General features: G+C 64.1%; 20 protein-coding genes and 1 pseudogene. 10 read left to right on the forward strand and 11 right to left on the reverse strand.

What is annotated here, in order from left to right:
- Nucleotides 1–808: 808 nt before the first annotated feature.
- Nucleotides 809–1,183 carry a VOC family protein gene (locus tag AC1TPF_RS08265; RefSeq protein WP_482143443.1) on the reverse strand — a complete coding sequence of 125 codons (375 nt, stop codon included), beginning with the start codon at nucleotides 1,181–1,183 and terminating at the stop codon, nucleotides 809–811.
- Nucleotides 1,184–1,297: 114 nt separating this feature from the next.
- On the opposite strand from AC1TPF_RS08265, the gene AC1TPF_RS08270 reads away from it, so the two are divergent.
- The 3 genes from AC1TPF_RS08270 to AC1TPF_RS08280 all read left to right on the forward strand — a co-directional run bounded on the left by AC1TPF_RS08270 (nucleotide 1,298) and on the right by AC1TPF_RS08280 (nucleotide 4,768).
- Nucleotides 1,298–2,452 carry an NAD(P)/FAD-dependent oxidoreductase gene (locus tag AC1TPF_RS08270; RefSeq protein WP_482143445.1) on the forward strand — a complete coding sequence of 385 codons (1,155 nt, stop codon included), beginning with the start codon at nucleotides 1,298–1,300 and terminating at the stop codon, nucleotides 2,450–2,452.
- Between the two features lie 107 nt (nucleotides 2,453–2,559).
- The gene (locus AC1TPF_RS08275) at nucleotides 2,560–4,329 is read left to right on the forward strand and encodes an N-acyl-D-amino-acid deacylase family protein (RefSeq protein WP_482143447.1); all 1,770 of its coding nucleotides are present in this window, start codon (nucleotides 2,560–2,562) and stop codon (nucleotides 4,327–4,329) included.
- Nucleotides 4,313–4,768 (forward strand): nuclear transport factor 2 family protein, encoded by a 456-nt coding sequence (locus tag AC1TPF_RS08280; protein WP_482144060.1) that lies wholly within the window; start codon nucleotides 4,313–4,315, stop codon nucleotides 4,766–4,768. The genes AC1TPF_RS08275 and AC1TPF_RS08280 overlap by 17 nt, the downstream gene beginning before the upstream one ends.
- 13 nt (nucleotides 4,769–4,781) lie before the next feature.
- Here the strand turns inward: AC1TPF_RS08280 and AC1TPF_RS08285 are convergent, their stop codons facing one another.
- From AC1TPF_RS08285 to AC1TPF_RS08315, 7 genes are all read right to left on the reverse strand, one after another.
- A complete protein-coding gene (locus AC1TPF_RS08285; protein WP_482143449.1) occupies nucleotides 4,782–5,579 on the reverse strand; it encodes an SDR family NAD(P)-dependent oxidoreductase in 798 nt (265 codons plus the stop codon).
- Nucleotides 5,530–6,900, reverse strand: coding sequence for an MFS transporter (locus tag AC1TPF_RS08290; RefSeq protein WP_482143450.1), 1,371 nt, complete (start codon nucleotides 6,898–6,900; stop codon nucleotides 5,530–5,532). The genes AC1TPF_RS08285 and AC1TPF_RS08290 overlap by 50 nt, the downstream gene beginning before the upstream one ends.
- Entirely contained in the window at nucleotides 6,897–8,237 is a 1,341-nt protein-coding gene (locus AC1TPF_RS08295) for an LLM class flavin-dependent oxidoreductase (protein WP_482135597.1), read from the reverse strand. The genes AC1TPF_RS08290 and AC1TPF_RS08295 overlap by 4 nt, the downstream gene beginning before the upstream one ends.
- Before the next feature lie 28 nt (nucleotides 8,238–8,265).
- Entirely contained in the window at nucleotides 8,266–9,141 is an 876-nt protein-coding gene (locus AC1TPF_RS08300; RefSeq protein ID WP_482135596.1) for an ABC transporter permease, read from the reverse strand.
- Nucleotides 9,134–9,973 (reverse strand): ABC transporter ATP-binding protein, encoded by an 840-nt coding sequence (locus AC1TPF_RS08305; RefSeq protein WP_482135595.1) that lies wholly within the window; start codon nucleotides 9,971–9,973, stop codon nucleotides 9,134–9,136. Before AC1TPF_RS08305 ends, AC1TPF_RS08300 begins: the two co-directional genes overlap by 8 nt.
- The gene (locus AC1TPF_RS08310) at nucleotides 9,970–11,043 is read right to left on the reverse strand and encodes an ABC transporter substrate-binding protein (RefSeq protein ID WP_482135594.1); all 1,074 of its coding nucleotides are present in this window, start codon (nucleotides 11,041–11,043) and stop codon (nucleotides 9,970–9,972) included. Before AC1TPF_RS08310 ends, AC1TPF_RS08305 begins: the two co-directional genes overlap by 4 nt.
- Nucleotides 11,044–11,189: 146 nt before the next feature.
- The gene (locus AC1TPF_RS08315; protein ID WP_482143452.1) at nucleotides 11,190–11,948 is read right to left on the reverse strand and encodes an IclR family transcriptional regulator; all 759 of its coding nucleotides are present in this window, start codon (nucleotides 11,946–11,948) and stop codon (nucleotides 11,190–11,192) included.
- Nucleotides 11,949–12,165: 217 nt separating this feature from the next.
- Here AC1TPF_RS08315 and AC1TPF_RS08320 point away from each other — a divergent pair, with 217 nt between their 5' ends.
- From AC1TPF_RS08320 to AC1TPF_RS08340, 5 genes and pseudogenes are all read left to right on the forward strand, one after another.
- Nucleotides 12,166–13,122 carry a TauD/TfdA dioxygenase family protein gene (locus tag AC1TPF_RS08320; RefSeq protein ID WP_482135592.1) on the forward strand — a complete coding sequence of 319 codons (957 nt, stop codon included), beginning with the start codon at nucleotides 12,166–12,168 and terminating at the stop codon, nucleotides 13,120–13,122.
- A gap of 27 nt (nucleotides 13,123–13,149) precedes the next feature.
- Nucleotides 13,150–14,094, forward strand: a complete 945-nt coding sequence (locus AC1TPF_RS08325) for a TauD/TfdA dioxygenase family protein (protein ID WP_482143453.1) — start codon at nucleotides 13,150–13,152, stop codon at nucleotides 14,092–14,094.
- Between the two features lie 31 nt (nucleotides 14,095–14,125).
- Nucleotides 14,126–15,182 (forward strand): annotated as a pseudogene (locus tag AC1TPF_RS08330) (ABC transporter substrate-binding protein).
- Nucleotides 15,183–15,260: 78 nt separating this feature from the next.
- The gene (locus tag AC1TPF_RS08335; protein ID WP_482143455.1) at nucleotides 15,261–16,337 is read left to right on the forward strand and encodes a DNA polymerase IV; all 1,077 of its coding nucleotides are present in this window, start codon (nucleotides 15,261–15,263) and stop codon (nucleotides 16,335–16,337) included.
- A 50-nt stretch (nucleotides 16,338–16,387) separates the two neighbouring features.
- Nucleotides 16,388–17,344, forward strand: a complete 957-nt coding sequence (locus tag AC1TPF_RS08340) for an esterase/lipase family protein (RefSeq protein WP_482143457.1) — start codon at nucleotides 16,388–16,390, stop codon at nucleotides 17,342–17,344.
- On the opposite strand, the gene AC1TPF_RS08345 is transcribed toward AC1TPF_RS08340, so the two are convergent.
- The gene (locus AC1TPF_RS08345; protein WP_482143458.1) at nucleotides 17,329–18,072 is read right to left on the reverse strand and encodes a type 1 glutamine amidotransferase; all 744 of its coding nucleotides are present in this window, start codon (nucleotides 18,070–18,072) and stop codon (nucleotides 17,329–17,331) included. The two genes, AC1TPF_RS08340 and AC1TPF_RS08345, sit on opposite strands and share 16 nt — an antisense overlap.
- A 148-nt stretch (nucleotides 18,073–18,220) precedes the next feature.
- Here AC1TPF_RS08345 and AC1TPF_RS08350 point away from each other — a divergent pair, with 148 nt between their 5' ends.
- Nucleotides 18,221–19,840 (forward strand): acyl-CoA dehydrogenase family protein, encoded by a 1,620-nt coding sequence (locus AC1TPF_RS08350; RefSeq protein ID WP_482143460.1) that lies wholly within the window; start codon nucleotides 18,221–18,223, stop codon nucleotides 19,838–19,840.
- An 18-nt stretch (nucleotides 19,841–19,858) separates the two neighbouring features.
- On the opposite strand, the gene AC1TPF_RS08355 is transcribed toward AC1TPF_RS08350, so the two are convergent.
- Nucleotides 19,859–20,323 (reverse strand): SixA phosphatase family protein, encoded by a 465-nt coding sequence (locus AC1TPF_RS08355; RefSeq protein WP_482137249.1) that lies wholly within the window; start codon nucleotides 20,321–20,323, stop codon nucleotides 19,859–19,861.
- A 119-nt stretch (nucleotides 20,324–20,442) separates the two neighbouring features.
- Nucleotides 20,443–20,754: a hypothetical protein gene (locus AC1TPF_RS08360; protein WP_482135585.1), complete on the reverse strand. Its 312-nt coding sequence runs from the start codon at nucleotides 20,752–20,754 to the stop codon at nucleotides 20,443–20,445.
- A 120-nt stretch (nucleotides 20,755–20,874) separates the two neighbouring features.
- Between AC1TPF_RS08360 and AC1TPF_RS08365 the strand changes: the two genes are divergently transcribed.
- Entirely contained in the window at nucleotides 20,875–21,939 is a 1,065-nt protein-coding gene (locus tag AC1TPF_RS08365; protein WP_482143461.1) for an FAD-dependent oxidoreductase, read from the forward strand.
- The last annotated feature ends 6 nt before the right edge of the window (nucleotides 21,940–21,945 follow it).

Genomic DNA, 21,945 nt, shown 5'->3' on the forward strand with positions numbered 1-21,945 from the left:
TACCTGCGTTCGCGCCGGTTGCAACAGGCGCGAACGCAAGCAGGTGGCGCGAATTTGCGGCTTCTACACCTTCACCTCAGATCTGGCTGCGCTCGATCGGTTTGCCCGCGAAAGGGAGATCTATCGGCGGCAGGTGCTTGCCGCTGCCGACAACGGCGAGCCGGGCAAGGCGATCAGTCACTGGTCTGCCGCAGTCCTGCATGGACTGCCGGCGCTCGATGGTGACCGAACCCGGGTCCACTTCACGGCAAACCGAATCGGAGGTGGACACCGGAAGGGTCGGGCATGTGTCGTGCACGGGGCGAAATGGGAGCCCGACGAGGTGATCACGGTTGGTGAGTTCCTGGTGACCTCGCCGGCGAGGACGGCAATCGATGTCGCGCGCTGCGGGACGTTCTTTCAGGCGGTGTGTGTGCTCGATGGCGCGATGTACGCGGGGGTGTCGCGATCCGAGCTCGATACCGTTTTACGACGGAGCGCAGGGAGGACCGGCGTCTCGATTGCTCGCGCCGCACTCGCGGTGGCCGACGGGAAGTCCGAAAGCATTGGTGAATCCCTCTCTCGCGCATTGATGTTGAGCTTCGGCGACATACCGGTTCCGCGTCTGCAGCACAGATTCCTGACCCCAGATGGAACCTTCGTGGCCCGCACCGATTTCGACTGGGGTGGTCTGGTGGCGGGCGAGTTCGACGGCTACGCAAAGTACATCCGCTACCTCCGTCCCGGTGAAACGACTGAGCAGGCGTACGAGCGGGAGAAGTGGCGTGAGCAGAGGCCGCGAATTTGGAGGTGGGGGTGGGGGACGGGGTCACGAGTTGTCGCGGTAGGGCAGGTATTGGATATTCCAGGCGTTGCCGTCGGGGTCGGTGAAGTAGACGAAGTGACCCCAGGCCTGGATGTCGACTTCGCCGGGGTCGACGCCGACGGACAACAGTTGGTCCCGAGCTTTGTTGATGTCGGAGACACAGACCTGCAGGCCTCGCACCGAGCCGGGCTCGGCGTCGGTGACCCCCTTGCCGAAGGCGATGGAGCAGGCCGAGCCGGGTGGGGTCATCTGCACAAAACGGATGTCGTCTGACACGGTCTGGTCGTGGTCGACGTTGAAGCCGATCTTCTTGTAGAAGTCCCTGGCGCGATCGACGTCGGTGACCGGCAGGATGACGAGTTCGAGTGTCCAGTTCATGGCGGTTCCTCCTGGTTGCGGGCTATCTGTGGGCTGAAATCAGCTTCCCAGCTATTGCGGACAGATCGGGTCCTTTATGGTTCGCAGATCTCGAATCCGGGTACGCGACCACATATGGACAGCAAGGACGTACTGATCATCGGTAGCGGCCCGGGGGCGGTGGCCGCGGCGGATTCCTACCGGGACAACGGTGGCAGCGCGCATGTTCTGATGGTCACGACCGACGCCGACGCCCCCTACTTTCGTCCGCCCCTGAGCAAGGACTTCCTGCAGGGGAAGAGCGAGTTCGATGACATCACCCAGCATCCGCAATCGTGGTACGCCGACCGGGACATCGAAATACGCACTGCCACATCGGTTGTCGGCCTGGACATCGACGCCCGGACCGCAAAACTTTCGACCAGCGAAACCGTCGACTTCGGCACCGTGATCGTGGCAACGGGTGCCAGGCCGGCGACGATACCGGTGCCCGGCGCCGGGAATGCGCTGATACTGCGGTCCTTCGCAGAGGCCAAGGCCCTGCGCACCACTGCGCAGCAGGCCGGTTCGGCGGTGGTCATCGGCGCCGGTTTCATCGGATGTGAGGCGGCTGCATCGTTGTCGGCGCGGGGGATCACGACGACCCTCGTCGCGCCGTCACAGGTGCCCCAGGCACGTCGGCTCGGTCCCGATGCCGGGAGGAAGATACTCGGGATGCTCGAAGATTCCGGTGTTCGCTACGTCGGTGGGGCGAGGGTCACCCGACTCGATGACGGGGTTGTGACCCTGGATGATGGCGTACGTATCGACACCGACCTGATTCTCGCGGCGACCGGCATCACGCCCTGCGTCGACATCGCGCATGACGCGGGGCTGACCACCGAACAGAACCGGATCGTCGTCGATGAACACATGCGCACCAGTGCAGACGGCGTCCTTGCGGTCGGTGATGTGGCTTTCGCCCACAACCCGACCGCGGGCCGCCGGATCGCGACCGAGCACTGGCAGGACGCCGCCGATCAAGGCGAAGTCGCCGGTGCCACGGTCGCCGGGGTCGAACGATCGTGGAGCGCGGTGCCGGGCTTCTGGACGACCATCGGCGATCACACTCTCAAGTACGCCGCCTGGGGCGACGGCTTCGACACCGCGCATCTGATCGAAGAAGACCAGGGTTTCACCGTCTGGTACCAGAGCGCCGGAGTGACCGTCGGAGGTCTGACCTACAACAGCGACGACGATTACGAGTTGGCGGAAAGGCTCGTCGCCGACCACAAACCGGCACCGGCCTGACGGTCCCCATCGAGGACTATTTGCACTATGCGAACGAGATTCGGCAACTTGCCACCAGCTTGGTGATTCGGCTGACGTGACTCCCCGGCCTGGGTTGTAATCCGTCCATGACCTACGACACCGTGATCCGTCGCGGCCGGTGGTTCGACGGCACCGGCTCCGCGTCAGAGATCCGCGACATCGGGATCCGCGATGGCCGCATCGTCGAGATCTCCGCTGAATCTCTCGACGCGGACGGTTGCTCCGACGTCATCGACGCAATGGGTTTGTGGGTCCTCCCCGGGATGGTCGACATACACACGCACTACGACGTCGAGGTGCTCGGGGGTCCGGCGCTGAGCGAGTCGCTTCGCCACGGCGTCACCACGGTGCTGCTGGGTTCCTGCTCGCTGTCGACGATCCACGTGGACGCCGACGTCGCCGGTGACCTGTTCGGGCGGGTCGAGGCGATCCCGCGTCAACATGTCATCTCGAACATCGAACAACACAGAACATGGCGGACCGCGGCCGAGTACGTCGAGGCGCTCGAGTCCCTCTCCCTTGGCCCCAATGTCGCGGCGTTCATCGGGCACTCCGACATCCGCGCCGCGACGATGGGCCTCGACCGCGCCACCCGAGGCGACGTCAGGCCCACGCCTGCGGAGCAGCTCCGAATGGAACGCATGCTCACCGAGGCGCTGGATGCGGGCTTCCTGGGGTTGTCCTCGCAGCAGCTCCTCTTCGACAAACTCGACGGCGATGTTTGCCGGTCCCGGACGCTCCCGTCCACGTATGCGAAGCGGCGCGAGTTGCGGAAGCTCAACGCGATACTGCGGACACGGGCGCGGGTGTTGCAGTCCGGGCCGGACATCTCACGTCCACTCAACGTGTTGTCGCAGGTGCTCACATCACTGGGATGGGGCCGGCCACAACTGAAGACGAGCCTCCTGTCCGCGGCGGACATCAAGGCTCGCCCGGAGGTGATCCACGCAATGGGTCCCATCGCGAGGGGAGTCAATCGGCTCGGCGCTGACTTCCGGTGGCAGCACCTGCCCGTTCCGTTCGAGGTGTACGCCGACGGCATGGAACTCGCCGTGTTCGAGGAGTTCGGATCCGGCGCCGCAGCGCTGCACTTGCAGACCGAGATCGACCGCAACGAACTCATGCGCGACGAGAACTACCGCCGCGCGTTCCGTAAGGACTACGACAAAAAGTACGGGCCGCGGGTCTGGCACCGGGACTTCTTCGACGCCGAGATCGTCGAGTGTCCGGATCAGACCGTGGTCGGCAAGACATTCGGGCAGGTGGGTATCGACCGCGGTGGGGTTCACCCGGTCGATGCATACCTCGACCTCCTTCTCGAGCACGGGACGAAGGTACGTTGGCGCACAACCATTTCCAATCACCGGCCCGAGCTCCTCAAGAAGCTGGCGAAGGAACCGGGGATCCAGATCGGATTCTCCGACGCGGGCGCACATCTGCGGAGTATGGCGTTCTACAACTTCGGACTGCGGCTACTCCGGCACGTGCATTCGGCCGCCGAGGCCGGTGAGCCGTTCATGACCGTCGAGCACGCGGTGTATCGCCTGACCGGCGAGCTTGCCGACTGGTACGGCATCGACGCCGGACACCTGCGCGTCGGTGACCGGGCCGACCTGTTCCTTCTCGACCCCGAGCATCTCGACGCATCGCTCGAGGACTACCGGGAGGCCGAGGTCGAGCAGTTCGGCGGGCTGTCGCGGATGGTCAACCGCAACGACAGCACCGTCCGCACCGTCATGGTCAATGGCGAGACGGTGTTCACCGGTGGCCGTCCGGCAGAGGTGCTCGGACACAAGAGGTTTGGCCGTTTCCTACCCGCGAGAACAACTGAAAAGAGGTCTGAGCGTGTCAGATGACAACAAGTCCACGGTCCTGGGTCTCTGGGCCGCATTGAGCAAGCGGGATTGGGAGGGGGTCAAGCGATTTGTGTCCGACGACTGCATCTACGTCGACATGCCGCTCGGGCCCGCCGCCGCGGCGCGTGGGCCCGACGACATCGTCAAGCGGCTCAAGGTGGGCCTGGAACCACTGTCCGACTACATCAACCACGACGGTCTCCTGATCTCCAGCGGCCCCGACGTGATGTACGAGCACAGCGAGACCTGGTCCTGGCCCACCGGCGAGACCGCGACACTGGCTTTCGTGACCGTTCACAAGGTGTCGGGCGGCAAGATCACCCTGTGGAAGGACTACTGGGACTTCGGCGGGTTGGCCTCCACGGCTCCGCCGGACTGGATGGAAAAGCTGGCCGCCTCCGACATGTCCTGGATGTACGACGCCACCGGACAGATCTGACGGCTAGCGGGCCTCAGTAGTACACCGGCCCCGGCACACCACCCCCGACCGCGATCGCGTCCCCGGTGATCCCGATGCTGCGTGGCGACGCCAGGAAGGTCACCACGTCGGCGACCTCGCTCGCATCGACGATTCGCCGGATGGAGTTGGTGGCCAACGCTTCTTCCAGTTCTGCGACGGGGGTGCCGGTCTCCGCGGACTGGGCGGCCAGTTGCTCGTCGAGCCGGGCGGTTCGGGTGCGACCGGGATGGACAACGGTGACGTTGATGCCGTGCGGCCCCAGCTCGTCGGCGAGATTCTTGGTCAGCGCCGACACACTCACGTTGCGAATGGTCTGGGCGATCGAATTCGCCTGCCGCGCACCGAGACCGCTGATGTTGATGATGCGGCCCCAGCCCTGGTCGATGAGATGCGGCGCCACGGCTCGCGCGGTGCGCAGATAGCCGAGGACTTTGATCTCGACCTCGCGACGCACGATGTCGTCGGTGGTCGCGGCGAAGTCGGTCGGCTTGCCCGCGCTCCACGGGGTCGCCGCCGAGTTCACCAGGATGTCGACGCCACCCAACTCTGCAACCGTGCGAGCCACCAAGTTCTGGACCGAGGCGTCGTCGCCGGTGTCGACAGGGATGGCCAGGACCCGGCGGCCGGAACGTTCGGCGATGTCAGCGGCGGACTTCTCGAGCGCCTCGACACCACGGGCGGCGATCACCACGTCGGCGCCTTCGGCGGCCAGCGCGTAGGCGATCGCCAATCCGATGCCCTTACTGCCGCCGGTGACTATCGCTCGTCTTCCGATCAATCCCAGGTCCATCGTTTCGCTCCTTGTTTCTGTTGATACGGGTGTATTCCGGAACATACTTGCTCAGGAGTCCGGCGCCCGCCGCGGAAAGTCCCGCTGCCGCAAATGCTGCGGCCGACAGTGGGAAGATCGCTGCCGACACCGCGACCGACAGTGGGCCGGTCAGAAATCCCGCATCGTGGGTCAAGCGCCATGCGGCAAGGAACTCGGCCCGTCCCGACTCCGGTGCGACGTCGGCACCGATGGTCATGATCACCCCGTTCCCGAACCCGTTCCCGATGCCCATCACGACGGCAACGGCGGCAAAACCGGCCGCGGTCGAGGTAAGCGGAAGCATCAGATACGCCACCGCGAGCACCACGATCGAAGGGATGGCCACAAACGTGCGCCCGAAGCGGTCCATCAGGTGACCGGCGGGGTAGGCGCACAGTACGTCCGCGGCGGCGCCGACACCGAACAACAGGCTGGCCACGGCGGGGGACAATCCGATGTGGTTGGCCCACAACGGCAGTATCGCGTCTCGCGAGCTGCGGGCCACCCCGAGCAGTAGCGATCCGGCACCGAGGGTGGCCAGCAGGCGGCCATGTTCGGAGAACACCCCTCGCAGGCTCTGCGGTGAAGCCACGGCACCGGCCCCCGGCGGATCCGGCAGGCGCGCCATCATCAGTCCGGCGACGACGATCGCCGCCAGTTGGACAACGAATCCGCCCCTCGACCCCATCAGCACGATCGCGCCTGCCCCCACCAGCGGCCCGACGAAGAATCCGAACCGCATGGCTCCGCCGAACAACGACATCGCTCTCGCGCGCCAGGCGAACGGTACGGCCAGCGACAAGTAGTTCTGTCGCGCCAAACCCCAGACCGCGTTGGCCAGGCCCACGAGGAGGATTCCAAAAGCCAACAGCCACACGGTGTTCGCCAGCAGGCAGGTGAGTGCACCCGTTGCCGCAACCGAACTGGCGGCGATGATCGACCGTCGTTCACCGATCCTCGCCACGATCTGTCCCGAACAGGTATCGCCGATGACCTGACCGAGCCCGACGATGGCCACCGTCAACCCGGCGACCGCAGCCGAGGCGCCGAGCTCGAGGGCGGACAACACCATGACCGGTGCCGCCGCCCCCTGCCCGATCCCGTAGGCGGCCGCAGGCAGATAGACGGTGCCGGCCAGTGACCGCAGTGGGCGCTCGACGGAACGCTGTCCAATCGGGTCGAGCTCCGCAGGCTTCGTCTCCCGCTTCCTCGGGTCGAGCTCCGCAGGCTTCGTCTCCCGCTTCCTCGGGTCGAGCTCCGCAGGCTTCGTCTCCCGCGCGGGCTCGCCGAGTGACGTCATGCCGACGTGGACGCAGTCTCCCGAATCCGGTTGGTGGTCGACGGCAGCTCGATGCCGTAGTGCCCACGCAATGTCGATGCGGTGTAGTCCTCGCGGAATCGGCCGCGCGCCTGCAGGATCGGCACCACGTGGTCGACGAAGTCCTCGAGTCCGCCGGGTAGGTAGGGTGGCATCACGTTGAAGCCGTCGGCTGCCCCGGCGTCAACCCAGTCGATCAGGTTGTCGGCGATCTGTTCGGGTGTACCGGCGATGCTGCGATGACCGCGACCTCCACCGAGGCGCCCGATGAGTTCGCGAATCGTCAGATTGCCGTTGGCGGCGAGCTGGCGCACCAGCGTCGACCTGCTCTTGTGGCCCTCGATCTCGGACTCCGGTGGCAGGTCGGGGAGCTGGGCGTCGAGTGAGAGCCCGGTGAGGTCGACGTTGAAGAAGTTCGAGAGCTGGCCGAGCGCATAGTCCGGGGAGATCAGGTCGGTGAACTCCCGCTCGAGGTCAAGGGCCTCTTTCTCGGTGCTCCCGATGAACGGCACGATGCCGGGGAGGATCTGTAGATCATCGAGACTTCTGCCGTAGCGAGCCAATCGGCCCTTCAGGTCGCGGTAGAAGTCCTGGCCTTCGGTGATGGTGCGCTGCGCGGTGAACACCACCTCGGCGTACCGCGCGGCGAGTTCTTTGCCGTCCTCCGACGATCCGGCCTGGACCAGCACCGGCCTTCCCTGCGGAGATCGCGGTGAGTTCAGCGGACCGCGTACCGAAAAGTGCTCGCCCACATGGTGGATCGGACTGACCAGATCTGGATTCGCGAACTCGGCACGCTCGACGTCGAGCACCACGGCATCGTCGTCCCAGCTGTCCCACAACCGATTGACGACGTCGACGAACTCTTGGGCCCGCCGGTATCGGCCGGCGTGATCCGGGATCGAGTCGTAGCCGTAGTTCAGTGCTTCCAGTTCCTGCCCCGACGTCACGATGTTCCAGCCTGCCCGCCCACCGCTGATGTGTTCGAGCGAGGCAAACGCCCTGGCCAACGTGTACGGATGGCTGTAACCCGTTGAGGCAGTGGCGATCAGGCCGACCTTGCTGGTGCCGCCTGCGATGGCGGACAGCAACGTGATCGGCTCGAAAATCGCCTGAGTGTTCCGGCGGATGTTGGGTCCCACAGCCAGGCCGTCCGCGAAGAACACGGAGTCGAGGCGGCCGCGTTCGGCGATCTGACCGAGCCTGACGAAATGGCCGACGTCGAGAATGTCCTGTTCGTTCGTCCTCGGATGGCGCCAGGCGGCCTCGTGGTGTCCGACTCCCATCAGGAAGGCGTTCAGATGTAGTTGACGAGACATGATGATTTCCTTTGTTGGTGAGAGTGATTCAGACGTTGGCGGGTGTGCGCCAACGTGAGAACCGACGTTCGAACAGAACCAGGACGAAGTTGAAGGCCAACCCGACCAGTGCAATGGTGAGGATGCCCGCGTACATCTGCGGGATCTGGAAGTTCAACTGGCTGGCCATGATCAGGTAGCCGAGCCCGGACCGCGCCCCGACCATCTCGGCGGCGATCAGCACCAGGATCGACGCGGCCGCCGACAACCGGATGCCGGTGAAGATGGTGGGTAGCGCAGCAGGCAGGATCACCTTCTGGAACAGTCGATAGGACGGAAGTCCCAGGGAACGAGCAGATTTGATCAGCAACGGGTCGACGGTCCGGACCCCGGAGATCGTGTTGAGCAGGATCGGGAAGACGCAGGCGTAGATCACCAGCGCCACCTTCGAGGTCTCGCCGATGCCCAGGATCAGGACAAAGACCGGCAGCAGGGCGAGGGCTGCGGTGTTGCGGAACAACTCGAGCACCGGATTGAGGTACTGGGCCACCGGCCGGTACCAGCCGATCACGATGCCGAGCGGCACCGCGACGATCACCGCGATCACGAAACCTTTGAGGGCTCGGCTCAGGCTGGCGGAGATGTGCTCCCATAACTGGCCGCTCTCGGCAAGATCCACCAGTGCTTTCACCACCACCGAGAACTCCGGCAGGAACGTCCGGTCGACGAGTCCGGCGCGTGGTGCTATCTCCCAGAAGGCGATCAGCAACGCCAGCGCGATCGTCGAACGAAAGATCAACTTGCCTGATTTGGTTGCGCCACTGAATATTCGGCGGCCTGGCGATTGGGTCGATGCCGGCGCCGAGTCGGATGGTGCCTCGACCGGTGCTGCGGTTACTGCCTTCTCCAACGTGACACTAGACATGGGTTCCTACTCCGATCAGTGGAATGGTCGAGCTCCGCTGCGCTTCGTCTCCGTGGAGACTGTTCTGGACTTCCGGCCGCAACGACAACCAGATGCGGTGCCGGTAGTCGCGGAATTGTTCTGATGACCGGATGTCGTCTGTGGAGTCCCGGTCGATGCTGATCGAGAGGACTTCCTTGATCCGGCCCGGACGTTCGGTGAGGACGGCGACGCGTTGGCCGAGGTAGATGGCTTCGTCGATGCCGTGTGTGATGAACAGGATCGTTTTGCCGGTTGCCCGCCAGATGCGAAGAAGCTCGTCCTGCAACGATTCTCGGGTCTGCGCATCGAGTGCGGCAAACGGTTCGTCCATCAGTAATACCTCGGGGTCGTATGCTAGGCTCCTGGCGATCGCGACCCGCTGTTTCATGCCGCCGGAGAGTTCATGTGGATAGTGGTCGGCGAATCCGCCCAGACCGACCAACCCGAGGTACTCGTCGGCGATCGCGCGGCGCTGCCTGCGGGAGATCCCTTTGGCCTCCAGCCCGAATTCGATGTTGGCGCGGGCTGTGCGCCACGGCAGGAGAGCGTACTGCTGAAAGACCACGCCGCGGTCCAGGCCCGGACCCGTGATGGTTTTGCCGTCCAGCAGGATCTCGCCGGCGGTCGGCCTGGTGAGCCCGCCCACCAGGTCGAGTAGCGTGGATTTGCCACTGCCGCTTGGCCCGACGAGCACCAGGAACTCGCCTTCGGCGGATGCGATGCTGATGTCGTCGATGGCGACGAAGTCGGGTTTTCCGGGGGAGGAGAACGTCTTTCGTACGCCTCGCAGTTCCAGTTTCGGAGTTGTCATCGCGCTGCCACCACCGCTTCGCCGTCCGGGCCCGAGTCGGGCTGGTATGTGCCGTCGGAATAGGGGTTGTCGGCGTTGGTGTACAGATCATCCGGCGTCAGCCGACCTTCATCCAACTCGTTATTGCGCACGAGCCAATCGATCCAGAGCGCGAACTCTTCGGGCTTGATGACTCCGCCGGGGGTCGGGATGGACGAGCTCTGCCAGTAGTCGGCCAATGCCGGGTCTTCACCCTTTCCGCGTTTGGTGATGATGTCCTTGTACCGGGCGACGACCTCGTCGCGTGGTGTCACCTGCGTCCAGCGGATGGCACGGGCAGTGCCCTGGGTGAAGTCCTTGACGGCCTCCGGGTTCTTCTTGATGAAGTCGTCGCGCAGGACGAAGGTTCCGTAGCTGAAGTCGCCGAACACCGCATCGGTGAACAGTTCACGCAGGCCGCCTGTTTCAAGAGCCTTGTCACGGAAGATGTTGTTGAAGGCCCCGGCATCGATCTGGCCTTCGCGAAGTGCCGACTCGGTGTTGATCGGCGGTACGACCAGTAGCTGCACCGAGGCGATCTCGTCCTTCGAAAGCCCCTCTCGGGCAAGCCATTCACGGATGACGAACTCGGAGTGTGCACCCAATGTGTTGATGCCGACCTTCTTGCCGATCAGGTCACGCGCACCGCGGATCGGAGATCCGTCGACCACATAGAATCCGTTGTACGTCTTGTCGTCGGCGCCGTAGGAGTCGACAACCGCGGTGATCGGCGATCCAGCCGATTTCAATTTGACGATGGCGCCGTTGAACGCCGAACCGAAGTCGGAGTCACCCGTGGCGGTGGCCTGAATCGACTGGGGGCCACTGGTTGTCTCACCGACCGACTTCAGCGATACCTTGGTGAAGTAGCCCAGATCGGCGGCCAGCTCCGGAAACTGTACGGTGGCAGGCGAACCGAGGTAGCGCAGTTCGGTCTTGCCGTCCGCGGTGACGGTTGCCTCGTCGGACGAACCGCAGGCAGCAGCGCTCACTCCGACGGTCAATGCAAGTGCGGCTGCGACGAGAACGCGCCATTTGTGAATGTGACTCACTGCTTTCCTTTCGATTTGTCCGATTTATTGATGCGCTCGAGAACAACGGCTGAATGCGGACACAGAATTGGTATGTGGACCGATTCTCAGGCTCGGGCCCCCCTGGCCCCAACAACGTATTTCACATTGTGGAAGATTTGCCTCGATTAAATCGTGGCGCGTATAAGTTGATCGATATTGGTCCGTACCGGACCATCGGCCACCACACCGCGCAGCAACTCGGCGGTCTGCCGCATCGCGGGGTGGATCAGGTTGATCAGTTCGTGGTTGAGCCGAACACTTCGTGCTTGTACGCCGATGGATGCCCGGACCTGACCGTCCGCGTCGAACACCGGTACCGCGATCGCGGTGACGCCGTCCGCCGAGGACACCGAGTAGCCGCGCCGTCGCGATGCCTGTACGTCAGGAATGGCTGCGATACGCCGGTCCCGCCGTTGACCGAAGGCCACAATCGCCTGCCCCATCGCGCTGTCCTCGAGCTTGGACCGACGGTTGGGCAATTGATGACCACAGAACATCGACGGTGGCCGCGCTGAATAGACCGTGACGGCCTCGCTGTGCTCAACAACCCCGAGGCTGGCGGTGATCCGGATTCCTGACGACAATCCGTGCAGGTGAGGGGCCGCAGCTTCGACGTCGATCTGGCGGGCCGCTGTTTGTGCGAGGGCGGTGATCCCGTCGCCGATCCGGTACGAACTCGGCCCTTCCCGTGCCAGCAGCCGGCCACGGACAAGCGCCTGCGCGATGCGGTGCGTCGTACTCACCGGGAGCCCAACACGCCCCGCCAGTTCGCTGATCGCGAGTGAGTGCTCCGCACCTTCCATCGCGTACAGCACCGAGATCGCGCGCTCAACCGACTGCGATCCGGTTCGCCCTGATTGCTCCGTCCCGGTCAGTTCGGTCACCTGGTGGTCCTCCCCCTGGAGTGTGCGTGCAGTCCTTGGTTGACATGGTGGTGCCACCGCCGTCTGTCGCAAACATTTGTGCGCGCAGTGAACCTATCTAGCCCGGGATTTCACATTGTGGAAGGCGTCCTTGCCATCAACTGCACCCTCGATGATCAATTGAGTTCCATCACAGAAAGCGGATAGCCCGCCTATCGATTAGAGAAATGGAACAATTATGACGGCAATTGCAGACACCCGGGAATCTGTGTCGACGAGGTTGTCGGTGGAGCCGATTGCCGGCTATATCGGCGCCGAGGTCTCGGGATTGAGCCTGACCGAGGAGTTCGATGTGCGGGCGCAGCAGGAACTTCGGGATGCGCTGTATGAGTACAAGGTCTTGTTCTTTCGGGATCAGAAGATCGATCATGCGCAGCAAGTCCGGTTCACGAAGTACTTCGGACCGGTCACCGATGCACATCCGCTGGGGTACACCGACAAGTCACCTGCCGGTCATCCTGAAGTGCTGGAGGTGGATTCACGTACCTACGCCAGCCGTGGTGGTTCGCGGCGGTACAGCTACGCCAATTTCTGGCACCAGGATGTCACCGCGCTGATCAACCCTCCGGCGGTGACCGTCCTGCGGGCCGAGCTGGTTCCCGAGGTCGGCGGTGATACGACGTGGGCGGATCTCGGTGCGGCATATGACAACCTGCCGCCCTCGCTGCAGCGGTTCCTTGAAGGTCTGTACGCCGAGAACCGGTTCGGGGGGCGCGAAAAGCGTTGGGAGAGTGGCTCTGAGTCCGAGGCGCTGACGACGCAGACCCCGATCATCAGCGAACATCCGGTTGTCCGCGTGCATCCGGTGACCGGTCAGCGGCTGATCTACGTCAACCCGGGATTCACCAGCCGGATCCTCGGCGTCAGCCCGTCGCAGAGCGACCGGATCCTGGACCTGCTGTTCGAGGAGATCACCAACCCGGCCATCACCGTTCGAGTTCGCTGGACGCCCGACAGCGTCGGTGTCTGGGACAACCGGGCGACCATCCACCAGGCCCCGACTGATCTGGATCATTTCGACGTCGTTCGCGTTCTGCACCGCACCACCGTGGAAGGTGATGTGCCCGAAGGGGTTGGCGGCCAGCGGTCCCGATCCGTCTCGGGTGAGCCATTCTTTGCACGCAAGAGCGCCTGACCAACAACCAGAAGGGCAACAACAGCCATGACGATCACCGAGAACATCAGCGAGAACACCACCAGGGCCGATCTCCGGTTCTTCCCTGTCGCCGGACACATCGGAGCCGAGGTCGACGGAATCGACTTGCGAGACCCGCTGACACCGGAACAGTCCAGGGCCCTGGCCAAGGGGCTGCACCACTACAAGGTGCTGTTCTTCCGCGATCAGGACATCGATCACGCTGCGCAGATCGCGTTTTCGCGTACGTTCGGCCGGGTCACGGCATCACACCCCTACGACGATGATGCGCCCACCGAGTTCCCCGAGATCCTGAAGGTCGACAACCGGGACTACGAACGCAAGTTCGGGATCAAGGCGGCCAGCTACACCAACGAATGGCACACGGATGTCACGGCTTTGGTGAATCCTCCGGCCGTGACGATCTTGCGTGCCGACGTCGCGCCGGTGCGCGGGGGTGACACCAGCTGGACCAACCTGGCCGCTGCCTACGAAGGGCTGCCGGACTCGTTGAAGGAACTCGTCGACGGATTGCGTGCCGAGCACCGCTTTGGTGGACGGCACCCGATCTTCAAGTCCGACAGCAGCTATGGAGAGAAGGTGAGCAAGGCGCCACTGATCAGTGAACACTCGGTGGTGAGGGTCCACCCGGTGACGGGGGAGCGGATACTGTTCGTCCAACCCGGATTCACGAACCGGATCATCGGATACAGCCGACGTCAGAGTGATGCGCTCCTCGATCTGCTGTTCGAGGAGGTGTCCAGGCCCGCGTACACGGTGCGTTTCCGGTGGTTGCCGGGCAGCATCGCGGTCTGGGACAACCGCGCGACCGCGCATCTGGCGCCGGGCGACATCAATCACCTGGACGTGACGCGGACGCTGTACCGCACCACCATCGAAGGCGATGTGCCGATCGGCGTCGACGGCAGGCCATCGGTGTCCATCTCCGGCGAACAGTTCATCGGCTCATAGGCCGCGCCCGCACTCGACAGAGAGATATTCCATGACCAATCGACCACAGGTCGCCACCAGCGCCGTTGTTGCGGTTCTTGCCGCCATCACGATGTTGCTCGCGTCGTGTTCGTCGGGAGCCGCCGCCGAGGTGGGTGAGGACGGCAAGGTCTCGGTGCGCTACCAGGGGTGGGCGTCGCAGGTCGGATGGTCGGAGCTCGCCGAATCACTCGGGTACTTCCAGAAGGTCAAACTCGAGTGGGTCGGCGACACAACCAGTGGGGCCGCAGGACATTCAGGCGGTCGCGACCGGTGAGGTCGATACCGGTGGCGCGTTCAACGGGTCGGTCGCCAAGCTCCAGCAGGCCGGGTCGAAGGTGACCGGGGTTATTTCGACCAACGGATCCGACGATCAGACGTTCCACGGCTACTACTCCCTGGAAGGCAGTGGCATCGAGACGGCGCAGGACCTGGTGGGAAAGACCGTCGGTATCAACACCCTTGGTGCCTATCACGAGTACGCCATCAAACAGTGGCTGCATCGTGAAGGTGTCTCGGACGCCGACATCAAGAAGGTGGCGCTCACGGTGGTGCCGCCGATCAACACCGAACTGGCGCTCCGTCAGGGTCAGATCGAGGCGGGGAACCTCGGGACGATCTTCAAAGACGTTGCGCTGGAGAAAGGTGGCCTGCACGAGATCTTCCGGGACACGGACCTGATCGGCAGCCTCTCCATCGCCACGCAGGTCTTCCGGGACGACTACATCGCCGAGAATCCGGAGGTGGTCCGGGACTATGTGCAGGGTGTGTCGCGCGCGATCCGGTGGGCGCAATTGCGTCCACGTGAGGAAGTGGTCAACCGATTCGTCGAGATCATCGACGCCCGCGGGCGCAACGAGAACACCGAGTTCGTGAAGAAGTGGAAGAGTCCGGGCATTCCGGTGCCGGGCGGCGTGATCAAACCCGAAGAGTTCACCGTCTGGGTGGACGAAGCGGTTCGACTCGGCGAACTTCCGGCCGGAACCAAGGTGGAGGACCTCTACACCAACGAGTTCAATCCGTACGCGAACGGAACGTATCCGCCGGACTCGAATGAGGACGGTGTGTAGGCACACACATCGCGGGGTGGTCAGGCGTCTGGGGATTCCCCAGGCGCCTGACCTCGTTGTCGAATATCGTCGGCATCGATGACATCACCCCCGATCCGCCGGTTTCGCGCGATCATGCACGTCGACCTGGATCAGTTCCAGGTCTCGGTGGAGCGCCGCCGGAACCCGGATCTGATCGGTGTACCCGTGATAGTCGGGGGCACCGGGGATCCCATGGAGCCGCGCAAAGTTGTCACGTGTGCGTCTTACGAAGCCCGTGACCTCGGGGTTCGGGCAGGTATGCCGCTGCGGTCGGCGTTCCGCAAGATGCCGGAGGCCATCTACCTCCCGCTCGATCACCCGTCGTACGACGTGGCCTCGGATGAGGTGATGGCGACGCTGCGCAGCTTCGGATATCCGGTGGAGGTGATCGGCTGGGACGAAGCGTTTCTCGGTGTTCCGGCCGACGACATCGACGTCGACCTCCGCGGGCTTGCCGAGGCGATCCGTCGGCGCATCCTCGATGACAACCAGCTGTCGTCGGCGGTGGGGATCAGCGACAACAAGCAACGGGCCAAGATGGCCACCGGTTTTGCCAAACGCGAACCAGACCATGTCTTTTCGCTGGACAACCAGAATTGGATGCCGGTCATGGGGGCGCGTGGCGTCGGCGACCTGTGGAGTGTCGGACCGAAGACAACGGCAAAGCTCGAGAAGCTCGGCATCATGACGGTGGCGCAGCTGGCGGCGGAGGACCGCGGCCGCCTGATCGCAGAATTCGGCCCGCATCTGGGCAACTGGCTGAACCTGCTCTCACGCGGCGGCGGCGACATCAACGTCAGTACCGAGCCGTTCATCGCGCGCTCGCACAGCAAGGTCGAGACCTTTCCGACCGACCTCACCGATCCTGTGGAGATCGACGACGCCGTTCGCCGGCTCACCCGGGAACTGCTCGATCAGGTGATCTCCGAGCAACGCACACCGTTTCGCGTGGCGGTGACGGTGCGAACGAAGACCTTCTATACCCGCACGAAGTCGCACAAATTGCCGACACCGACCACCGACCTTGCCGTCCTGGAATCCGAGATGCTCGATGTTCTGCACAAGTTCGAACTCGATCGCCCGATCCGTCTACTCGGGGTGCGCTTCGATCTGCTGATGCCTGCCGAGGACTGAAGGTTCAGTGCTAGCTTCGAAAAGTGCGAGAACCCGGAAGGATGGATGTCATGCGGTGGACATTTCGATCGGTGCTGATCACGACAATCCTGCTGGTGGTCGGGGTCGGTGTGGCGCCGGCCGCGCAGGCCGCACCGCTGCCGGTGACCTACAACTTCCTGGCCGGAATCCCGGCCGAACTCGCCAACCCGGGTGGATCACTGCCCGGATCGAACGACTACAGCTGTAAGCCTTCTGCCGAGCATCCGAATCCGGTGGTGCTGGTGCACGGAACCGCAGGCAGTCAGCAGACCAACTGGATCTCGATGGTTCCGACGCTGAAGAACGACGGCTATTGCGTCTTCGCGTTGACGTACGGAGAGTTGTCATCGGTTTGGCCGGTGTCACGGGTCGGTGGTCTGGGTCCCAAGGATGTCAGCGCCTGGCAGCTCAAGGTGTTCGTCGACAACGTCCTGGCGAAGACCGGTGCGGAAAAGGTTGACATCGTGGGTCATTCGCAGGGGACTCAGATCCCGACGTACTGGGCCAAGTACTACGGGGGCGCTCCCAAGATCGACAAGTATGTTTCCTTGGCGCCCTACTGGCAGGGTTCCGACGACGGTGCGAGTTATTCGGACTTCACGACGGTGTTCATCGAAGGCCTGGGCCTGCCGCCGATCGCGATCCCGGACACCGACTGCCCGGACTGTATTGCCGCACCCGGTGACGAGTCCTTTGAAGCTGCCATCGATGCCGGCGGCGGACCGTATGTCGAGGGCATCACCTACACCAACATCGTCACCCGCTACGACCAGTTGGTGGTGCCGTATACCAGTGGGATCCTGGCTGGTCCGGCCGGCACTGACGTGACGAATATCGTTGTCCAGGACACCTGTTCGGCTGATCGGTCCGACCATCTGTCGATCGTCGCCAACCAACGTTCGGCCGCCATGGTACTCAATGCACTTGATCCACAGCACCCCCGTGCGGTGCCCTGTCTGGCGGTGCCGCCCTACACCGGTGCGTGAGCGAGGGCGAGGAACGCGTCGAGGAGGTTGCCGCAGTTTCTTCGGGACTCTTCGGCGCGCGCGGAGATCTCGGCGGTGATCTGTTGCAGGTCGATGCCGCGTTCGACCACCAACTGTCCCTCGCGGGTGGCCGCCCAGCTCGCCTGCCACGTCGCCCAGACCGCCGGTGAGATCTCCGGATGGAACTGGACGCCCAGGCTTTTCCCGAACGTGAAAGCTTGCAGCGCAGCGCCGTTGCGGGCAATCTCTCGTGCGCCGGGTGGGAGTGTGAACCGGTCGAAATGCATCTGCATCCATGGTCCGCGGGACACGAGATCCGGTGCGACGGTGTCCATCATGACGTATCCGTGCTCCGGCATCTCTGAACGTTTGACCTTGCCGCCGAGAACCCGGGCCAGCAGCTGTCCGCCGAAGCAGACACCGAAGATCGGCACGTTGGCGGCCAGAGCTATGCGGAGGTAAGCGATTTCGGCGGCGAGCCATGGAACGGAATCGTCGTACGCCGCTTCTGCCGAACCCATGACGATCACGAACTCGTACGCGGTCACATCGGGGAACTCATCCGCCGGATGGATGATGTCGATCTCGTATCCGCGCTCGGCGACATGTTCGCGGAGGGTGCCGGTGTCGGCGATCCCGCGATCGGTGTCGTTGTCGTGGACAAGAAACAGCGCGCGAGCCGGATCGGTGTCTGCGTGGGCATTGGCCCTTGATGCTGAGAACTTCACCTGCTGCACTCCTGATCGCTGGTTGCGTCATGTTCAGTATGGCCGGAACCGCCGACACCTCGCCGGACGAAAACCGTGCAAATCGCACAATAGCGGCGTCCGGAGGGTTTCGAAAACGGACCAATTCGTTTGGTGGGACGATGGTGTGATGGTCGATACACACGAAGTGATCAATCAGGTTCCACCGCTGGTCGGATACAACCCGGCAACCAGTCCGGCGTTGTCGGAGGCGCTGGTTCGAGAAGGTGGCGGGTGGGGTTCCGACGAGGTCATGGCCCTCGGTGCCATCGCCGCATCCGCGCAGGCGCAGCGCTGGGGTGAGCTGGCCGATCGCAACCAACCGGTGCTGCGGACCCACGACCGATACGGACATCGCATCGATGAGGTCGAATACGACCCCGCTTACCACCAGTTGATGGAGGTGGCGGTCGGGCACGGACTGCACGGTGCGCCGTGGGCCGAGGCCCGGGTCGGTTCCCATGTGGTGCGCGCCGCCAAACTCGGGGTCTGGAACGTCGAAGCCGGGCATGTCTGCCCGATTTCGATGACCTACGCCGTGGTGCCGGCACTGCGCCACAATCCCGAACTCGCCGCGATCTATGAGCCGCTGCTGAGCTCGCGTATCTACGACCCGACGCTGTCGGTGCCGTCGGGCAAGGCCGGCCTGATCGCCGGGATGTCGATGACGGAAAAGCAGGGCGGCTCCGACGTTCGGGCCAATCAGAGCACTGCGCAGCCGAATTCGGACGGCAGCTACACCGTGACCGGGCACAAATGGTTCACGTCGGCGCCGATGTCGGACCTGTTCCTGGTGCTTGCCCAGGCGCCGGGCGGACTGTCGTGTTTCTTCTTGCCGCGCGTGCTGCCGGACGGGACCCGCAACCGAATGCGTCTGCAGCGGTTGAAGACCAAGCTCGGCAATCATGCCAACGCGTCGTCGGAGGTCGAGTACGACGGGGCCACTGCCTGGCTGGTCGGGGATGAGGGCCGCGGTGTGCGGACCATCATCGAGATGGTGAACCTGACCAGGCTCGACTGTGCGCTGGCCAGTGCGGGCAACATGCGACACGGTCTCACGCAGGCGATGCATCATGCCCAACACCGCAAAGTGTTCGGTGAGTATCTGATCGACCAGCCGCTGATGCGCAATGTGCTCGCCGATCTGGCCATCGAGTCCGAGGCCGCGACGATGGTGTCGATGCGGATGGCAGGGGCAACCGATGCCGCCGAACGCGGCGACGACACCGAGACGATGCTCCGGCGCATCGGGCTGCCCGCCACAAAATACTGGTTGTGCAAGCGGGCCACCGGGCATGTGGCCGAGTCGATGGAATGCCTTGGTGGCAACGGGTATGTCGAGGACTCCGGTATGCCGAGGCTCTATCGGGAGGCGCCGCTGTACGGGATCTGGGAGGGCAGCGGCAACGTCAGCGCTCTGGACACGTTGCGCGCCATGGTCACCGCCCCGAAGTCGGTGGACGCGCTGTTCGACGAACTCGACCGGGCCGCCGGACTCGACGAAAGGTACGACGGGTACCTGGCCGGCTTGAAGAAGCAACTGGTCAACGCATCCGAACCCGCCGCCCGTCGAATCGCGGAGTCGATTTGTATTGCGCTGCAGGGATCATTGCTGCTGCGGCACGGTCACCCGGCCGTTGCAGAGGCGTTTGCCGCCACGCGCCTCGGTGGCGACTGGGCAGGCGCGTACGGAACCCTGCCGGATGGACTGGACCTCGCGCCGATCCTGGAGCGCGCCCTCGTCAAGTAGGGCCCGACGCGACCGAGTTCAATCCCTCGGTACCACCATCTTGACCATTCGGTTGCCGGGATCGGGCGTCAATCCGACCTCGGCCCAGGGGGTCTCGATGTGCAGGACGGCATACGCCGAGGTCGGGAACCGCGGGATGTCCGCGTCGGGATCCAGGGCGAACGCAGTCGCCGGCATCCCCGGTTCGTGGCCGACCACCAAGACCGTCGCAGCGTCGGCCGGGACGTATATCCGGATGGCCTCGCAGACGTCGTCGGGATCACCGCCGTAGATATCGTCGAGGTAGGTGGTCGGCGCGTTGATACCGGTACGTTCCAGCGTCTGACGGGTTCTGGTGGCGGTGGAGCAGAGCACGAAGTCCACGGACAGTCCGGAGTCGACCATCCACCGTCCGGCGAGTGCGGCCTCTCGACGACCGCGCTCGGCAAGGGGACGTTCATGGTCCACAACACCGTCGGGATAGCCCGATTTGCCGTGCCGCATCAAAATCAATGTGCCTGTCACGTTTTCGACGGTAGCCTCACCGCGGTGAACGCACAAAGGTTCTTGGTGGTGAAGGGATATCACCCGGTTGCGACCGGGCCCTACACCGAGTGAACCGCTCAGGCGGTACGGCGATGCCGACCGGTGGATGCGCGGCGGGCCTCGGCCAGCGCGGTACGGAGCAGGCGGACGGTGGCGTTCCAGGCGGACGCTTCTTGTTCGAGGTGTTGTGCGCACTCGGAGTGGCCGCGGACCCATTCGAGTTCGGCGTTCTCGCGCAGTTCGACAACCTCATCGAATCCGAACTCGATCAGTTCGGCCAGCGCGGTGGTGTCGGAGCAGGCCCATTCGATCTGGTCTCGGCTCAACGTCATCAGCCGTTCGAGGTCATCACGAAGCATCGTTCGCGTCGGTGCGGAAAGGCCACTCACCTGAACCAGGGTGCCCTACTTTGCGACCAACTGCCAGTCGCCGCGCCGACCAGGCCCTTTGCCGGCGGCCGTCCCGGGCGATGCTGTTGTGTTGACCCCGCCACGCGGTAGGTTCGGGCGATGGGCCGGGCTGCGGTGGTCGGGGGTGGTGTTGCGGGATTGTCGACAGCGATCGGTTTGGGTCGGGCCGGCTGGGACGTGGTCCTGTTCGAGCGTGCAGACGCGTTCGGTGACGTCGGTGCCGGCATCACGCTGTGGCCGAATGCGCTTGCAGCGCTTGATGATCTTGGTGTCGGAGCACAGGTCCGGCATCGGGCGATCGCGGCGCGTGCCGGTCAGGTGAGGGCCCGCGACGGCAGGACGCTCATCAATGCGCAGCTCACGCAGGTGACCGGACCGGATTCGGATGTTGTTGCGATGCACCGCGCCGATCTCATCGATGTGCTCGTCTCGGCGGTGCCGGGGACGATGTGTGTGGGCGAGCCCGTCAACGACGTGCACCCCGACGGTCGGGTCCGAACCGGGCGTGGCGTGAGCACATTCGATCTCGTGGTGGCCGCAGACGGCGTGCACAGCACGATCCGTCGAACGTGGTGGCCCGACGACGGGCGTCCGCGGGATACCGGAATACGGGTGTGGCGTTGGATCGTCGACCGACCGCCAGGCGACTTCGTGGGCACCATCTGGGCGCAGCGCGCCGAGTTCGGTGTCGTTCCGTTGCCCGGCGACCGCACGTATGTGTTCGCTGCCGCAAGCGGCGCAGGCGACCTCGCCGATTTCGCGCTCTGGCCGGAGCCCGTCGCCGCTCTGGTCGCAGAGGCCACCGGGGTCATCGAGCATCGGCTTCTCGACCTGGCGGTTCCGAAGAGCCTGGCACGCGGCCGTATCGCGTTGGTCGGGGATGCGGCACACACGCTGCGACCCCACCTCGGGCAGGGTACCGGGCTGGCCATCGAGGATGCCGTGGTCCTGGCGTCCTGCGCGCCGGACCTCGATTCTTACTCGCGTGGCCGCAGGCGACGTGTTCGGGCGGTTGTGGCGGCGGCCAGAGCTGCCTCACCGCTGCTGATGCCGCCGGGTTCGGCCACGACCGCTCTGCGCGACGCCGTCGTGCGGGTACTGCCGGACCGATTGGTTCTCGCGCCGCTCACGGCCATCAATCGCTGGCGTCCACCGGTTTCATGACCCGGT

This window comes from Williamsia sp. Y853, from assembly GCF_056786495.1.

Excerpts from the sequence above, each read along its gene's own strand:
- AC1TPF_RS08340 (WP_482143457.1), top strand. The coding sequence starts at position 16,388 with ATGCGGTGGACATTTCGATCGGTGCTGATCACGACAATCCTGCTGGTG.
- AC1TPF_RS08290 (WP_482143450.1), bottom strand. The coding sequence starts at position 6,900 with ATGACGTCACTCGGCGAGCCCGCGCGGGAGACGAAGCCTGCGGAGCTC.
- AC1TPF_RS08275 (WP_482143447.1), top strand. The coding sequence starts at position 2,560 with ATGACCTACGACACCGTGATCCGTCGCGGCCGGTGGTTCGACGGCACC.
- AC1TPF_RS08300 (WP_482135596.1), bottom strand. The coding sequence starts at position 9,141 with ATGTCTAGTGTCACGTTGGAGAAGGCAGTAACCGCAGCACCGGTCGAG.
- AC1TPF_RS08355 (WP_482137249.1), bottom strand. The coding sequence starts at position 20,323 with ATGCGGCACGGCAAATCGGGCTATCCCGACGGTGTTGTGGACCATGAA.
- AC1TPF_RS08270 (WP_482143445.1), top strand. The coding sequence starts at position 1,298 with ATGGACAGCAAGGACGTACTGATCATCGGTAGCGGCCCGGGGGCGGTG.
- AC1TPF_RS08350 (WP_482143460.1), top strand. The coding sequence starts at position 18,221 with ATGGTCGATACACACGAAGTGATCAATCAGGTTCCACCGCTGGTCGGA.
- AC1TPF_RS08285 (WP_482143449.1), bottom strand. The coding sequence starts at position 5,579 with ATGGACCTGGGATTGATCGGAAGACGAGCGATAGTCACCGGCGGCAGT.
- AC1TPF_RS08265 (WP_482143443.1), bottom strand. The coding sequence starts at position 1,183 with ATGAACTGGACACTCGAACTCGTCATCCTGCCGGTCACCGACGTCGAT.
- AC1TPF_RS08335 (WP_482143455.1), top strand. The coding sequence starts at position 15,261 with ATGACATCACCCCCGATCCGCCGGTTTCGCGCGATCATGCACGTCGAC.
- AC1TPF_RS08295 (WP_482135597.1), bottom strand. The coding sequence starts at position 8,237 with ATGTCTCGTCAACTACATCTGAACGCCTTCCTGATGGGAGTCGGACAC.
- AC1TPF_RS08305 (WP_482135595.1), bottom strand. The coding sequence starts at position 9,973 with ATGACAACTCCGAAACTGGAACTGCGAGGCGTACGAAAGACGTTCTCC.
- AC1TPF_RS08320 (WP_482135592.1), top strand. The coding sequence starts at position 12,166 with ATGACGGCAATTGCAGACACCCGGGAATCTGTGTCGACGAGGTTGTCG.
- AC1TPF_RS08365 (WP_482143461.1), top strand. The coding sequence starts at position 20,875 with ATGGGCCGGGCTGCGGTGGTCGGGGGTGGTGTTGCGGGATTGTCGACA.
- AC1TPF_RS08325 (WP_482143453.1), top strand. The coding sequence starts at position 13,150 with ATGACGATCACCGAGAACATCAGCGAGAACACCACCAGGGCCGATCTC.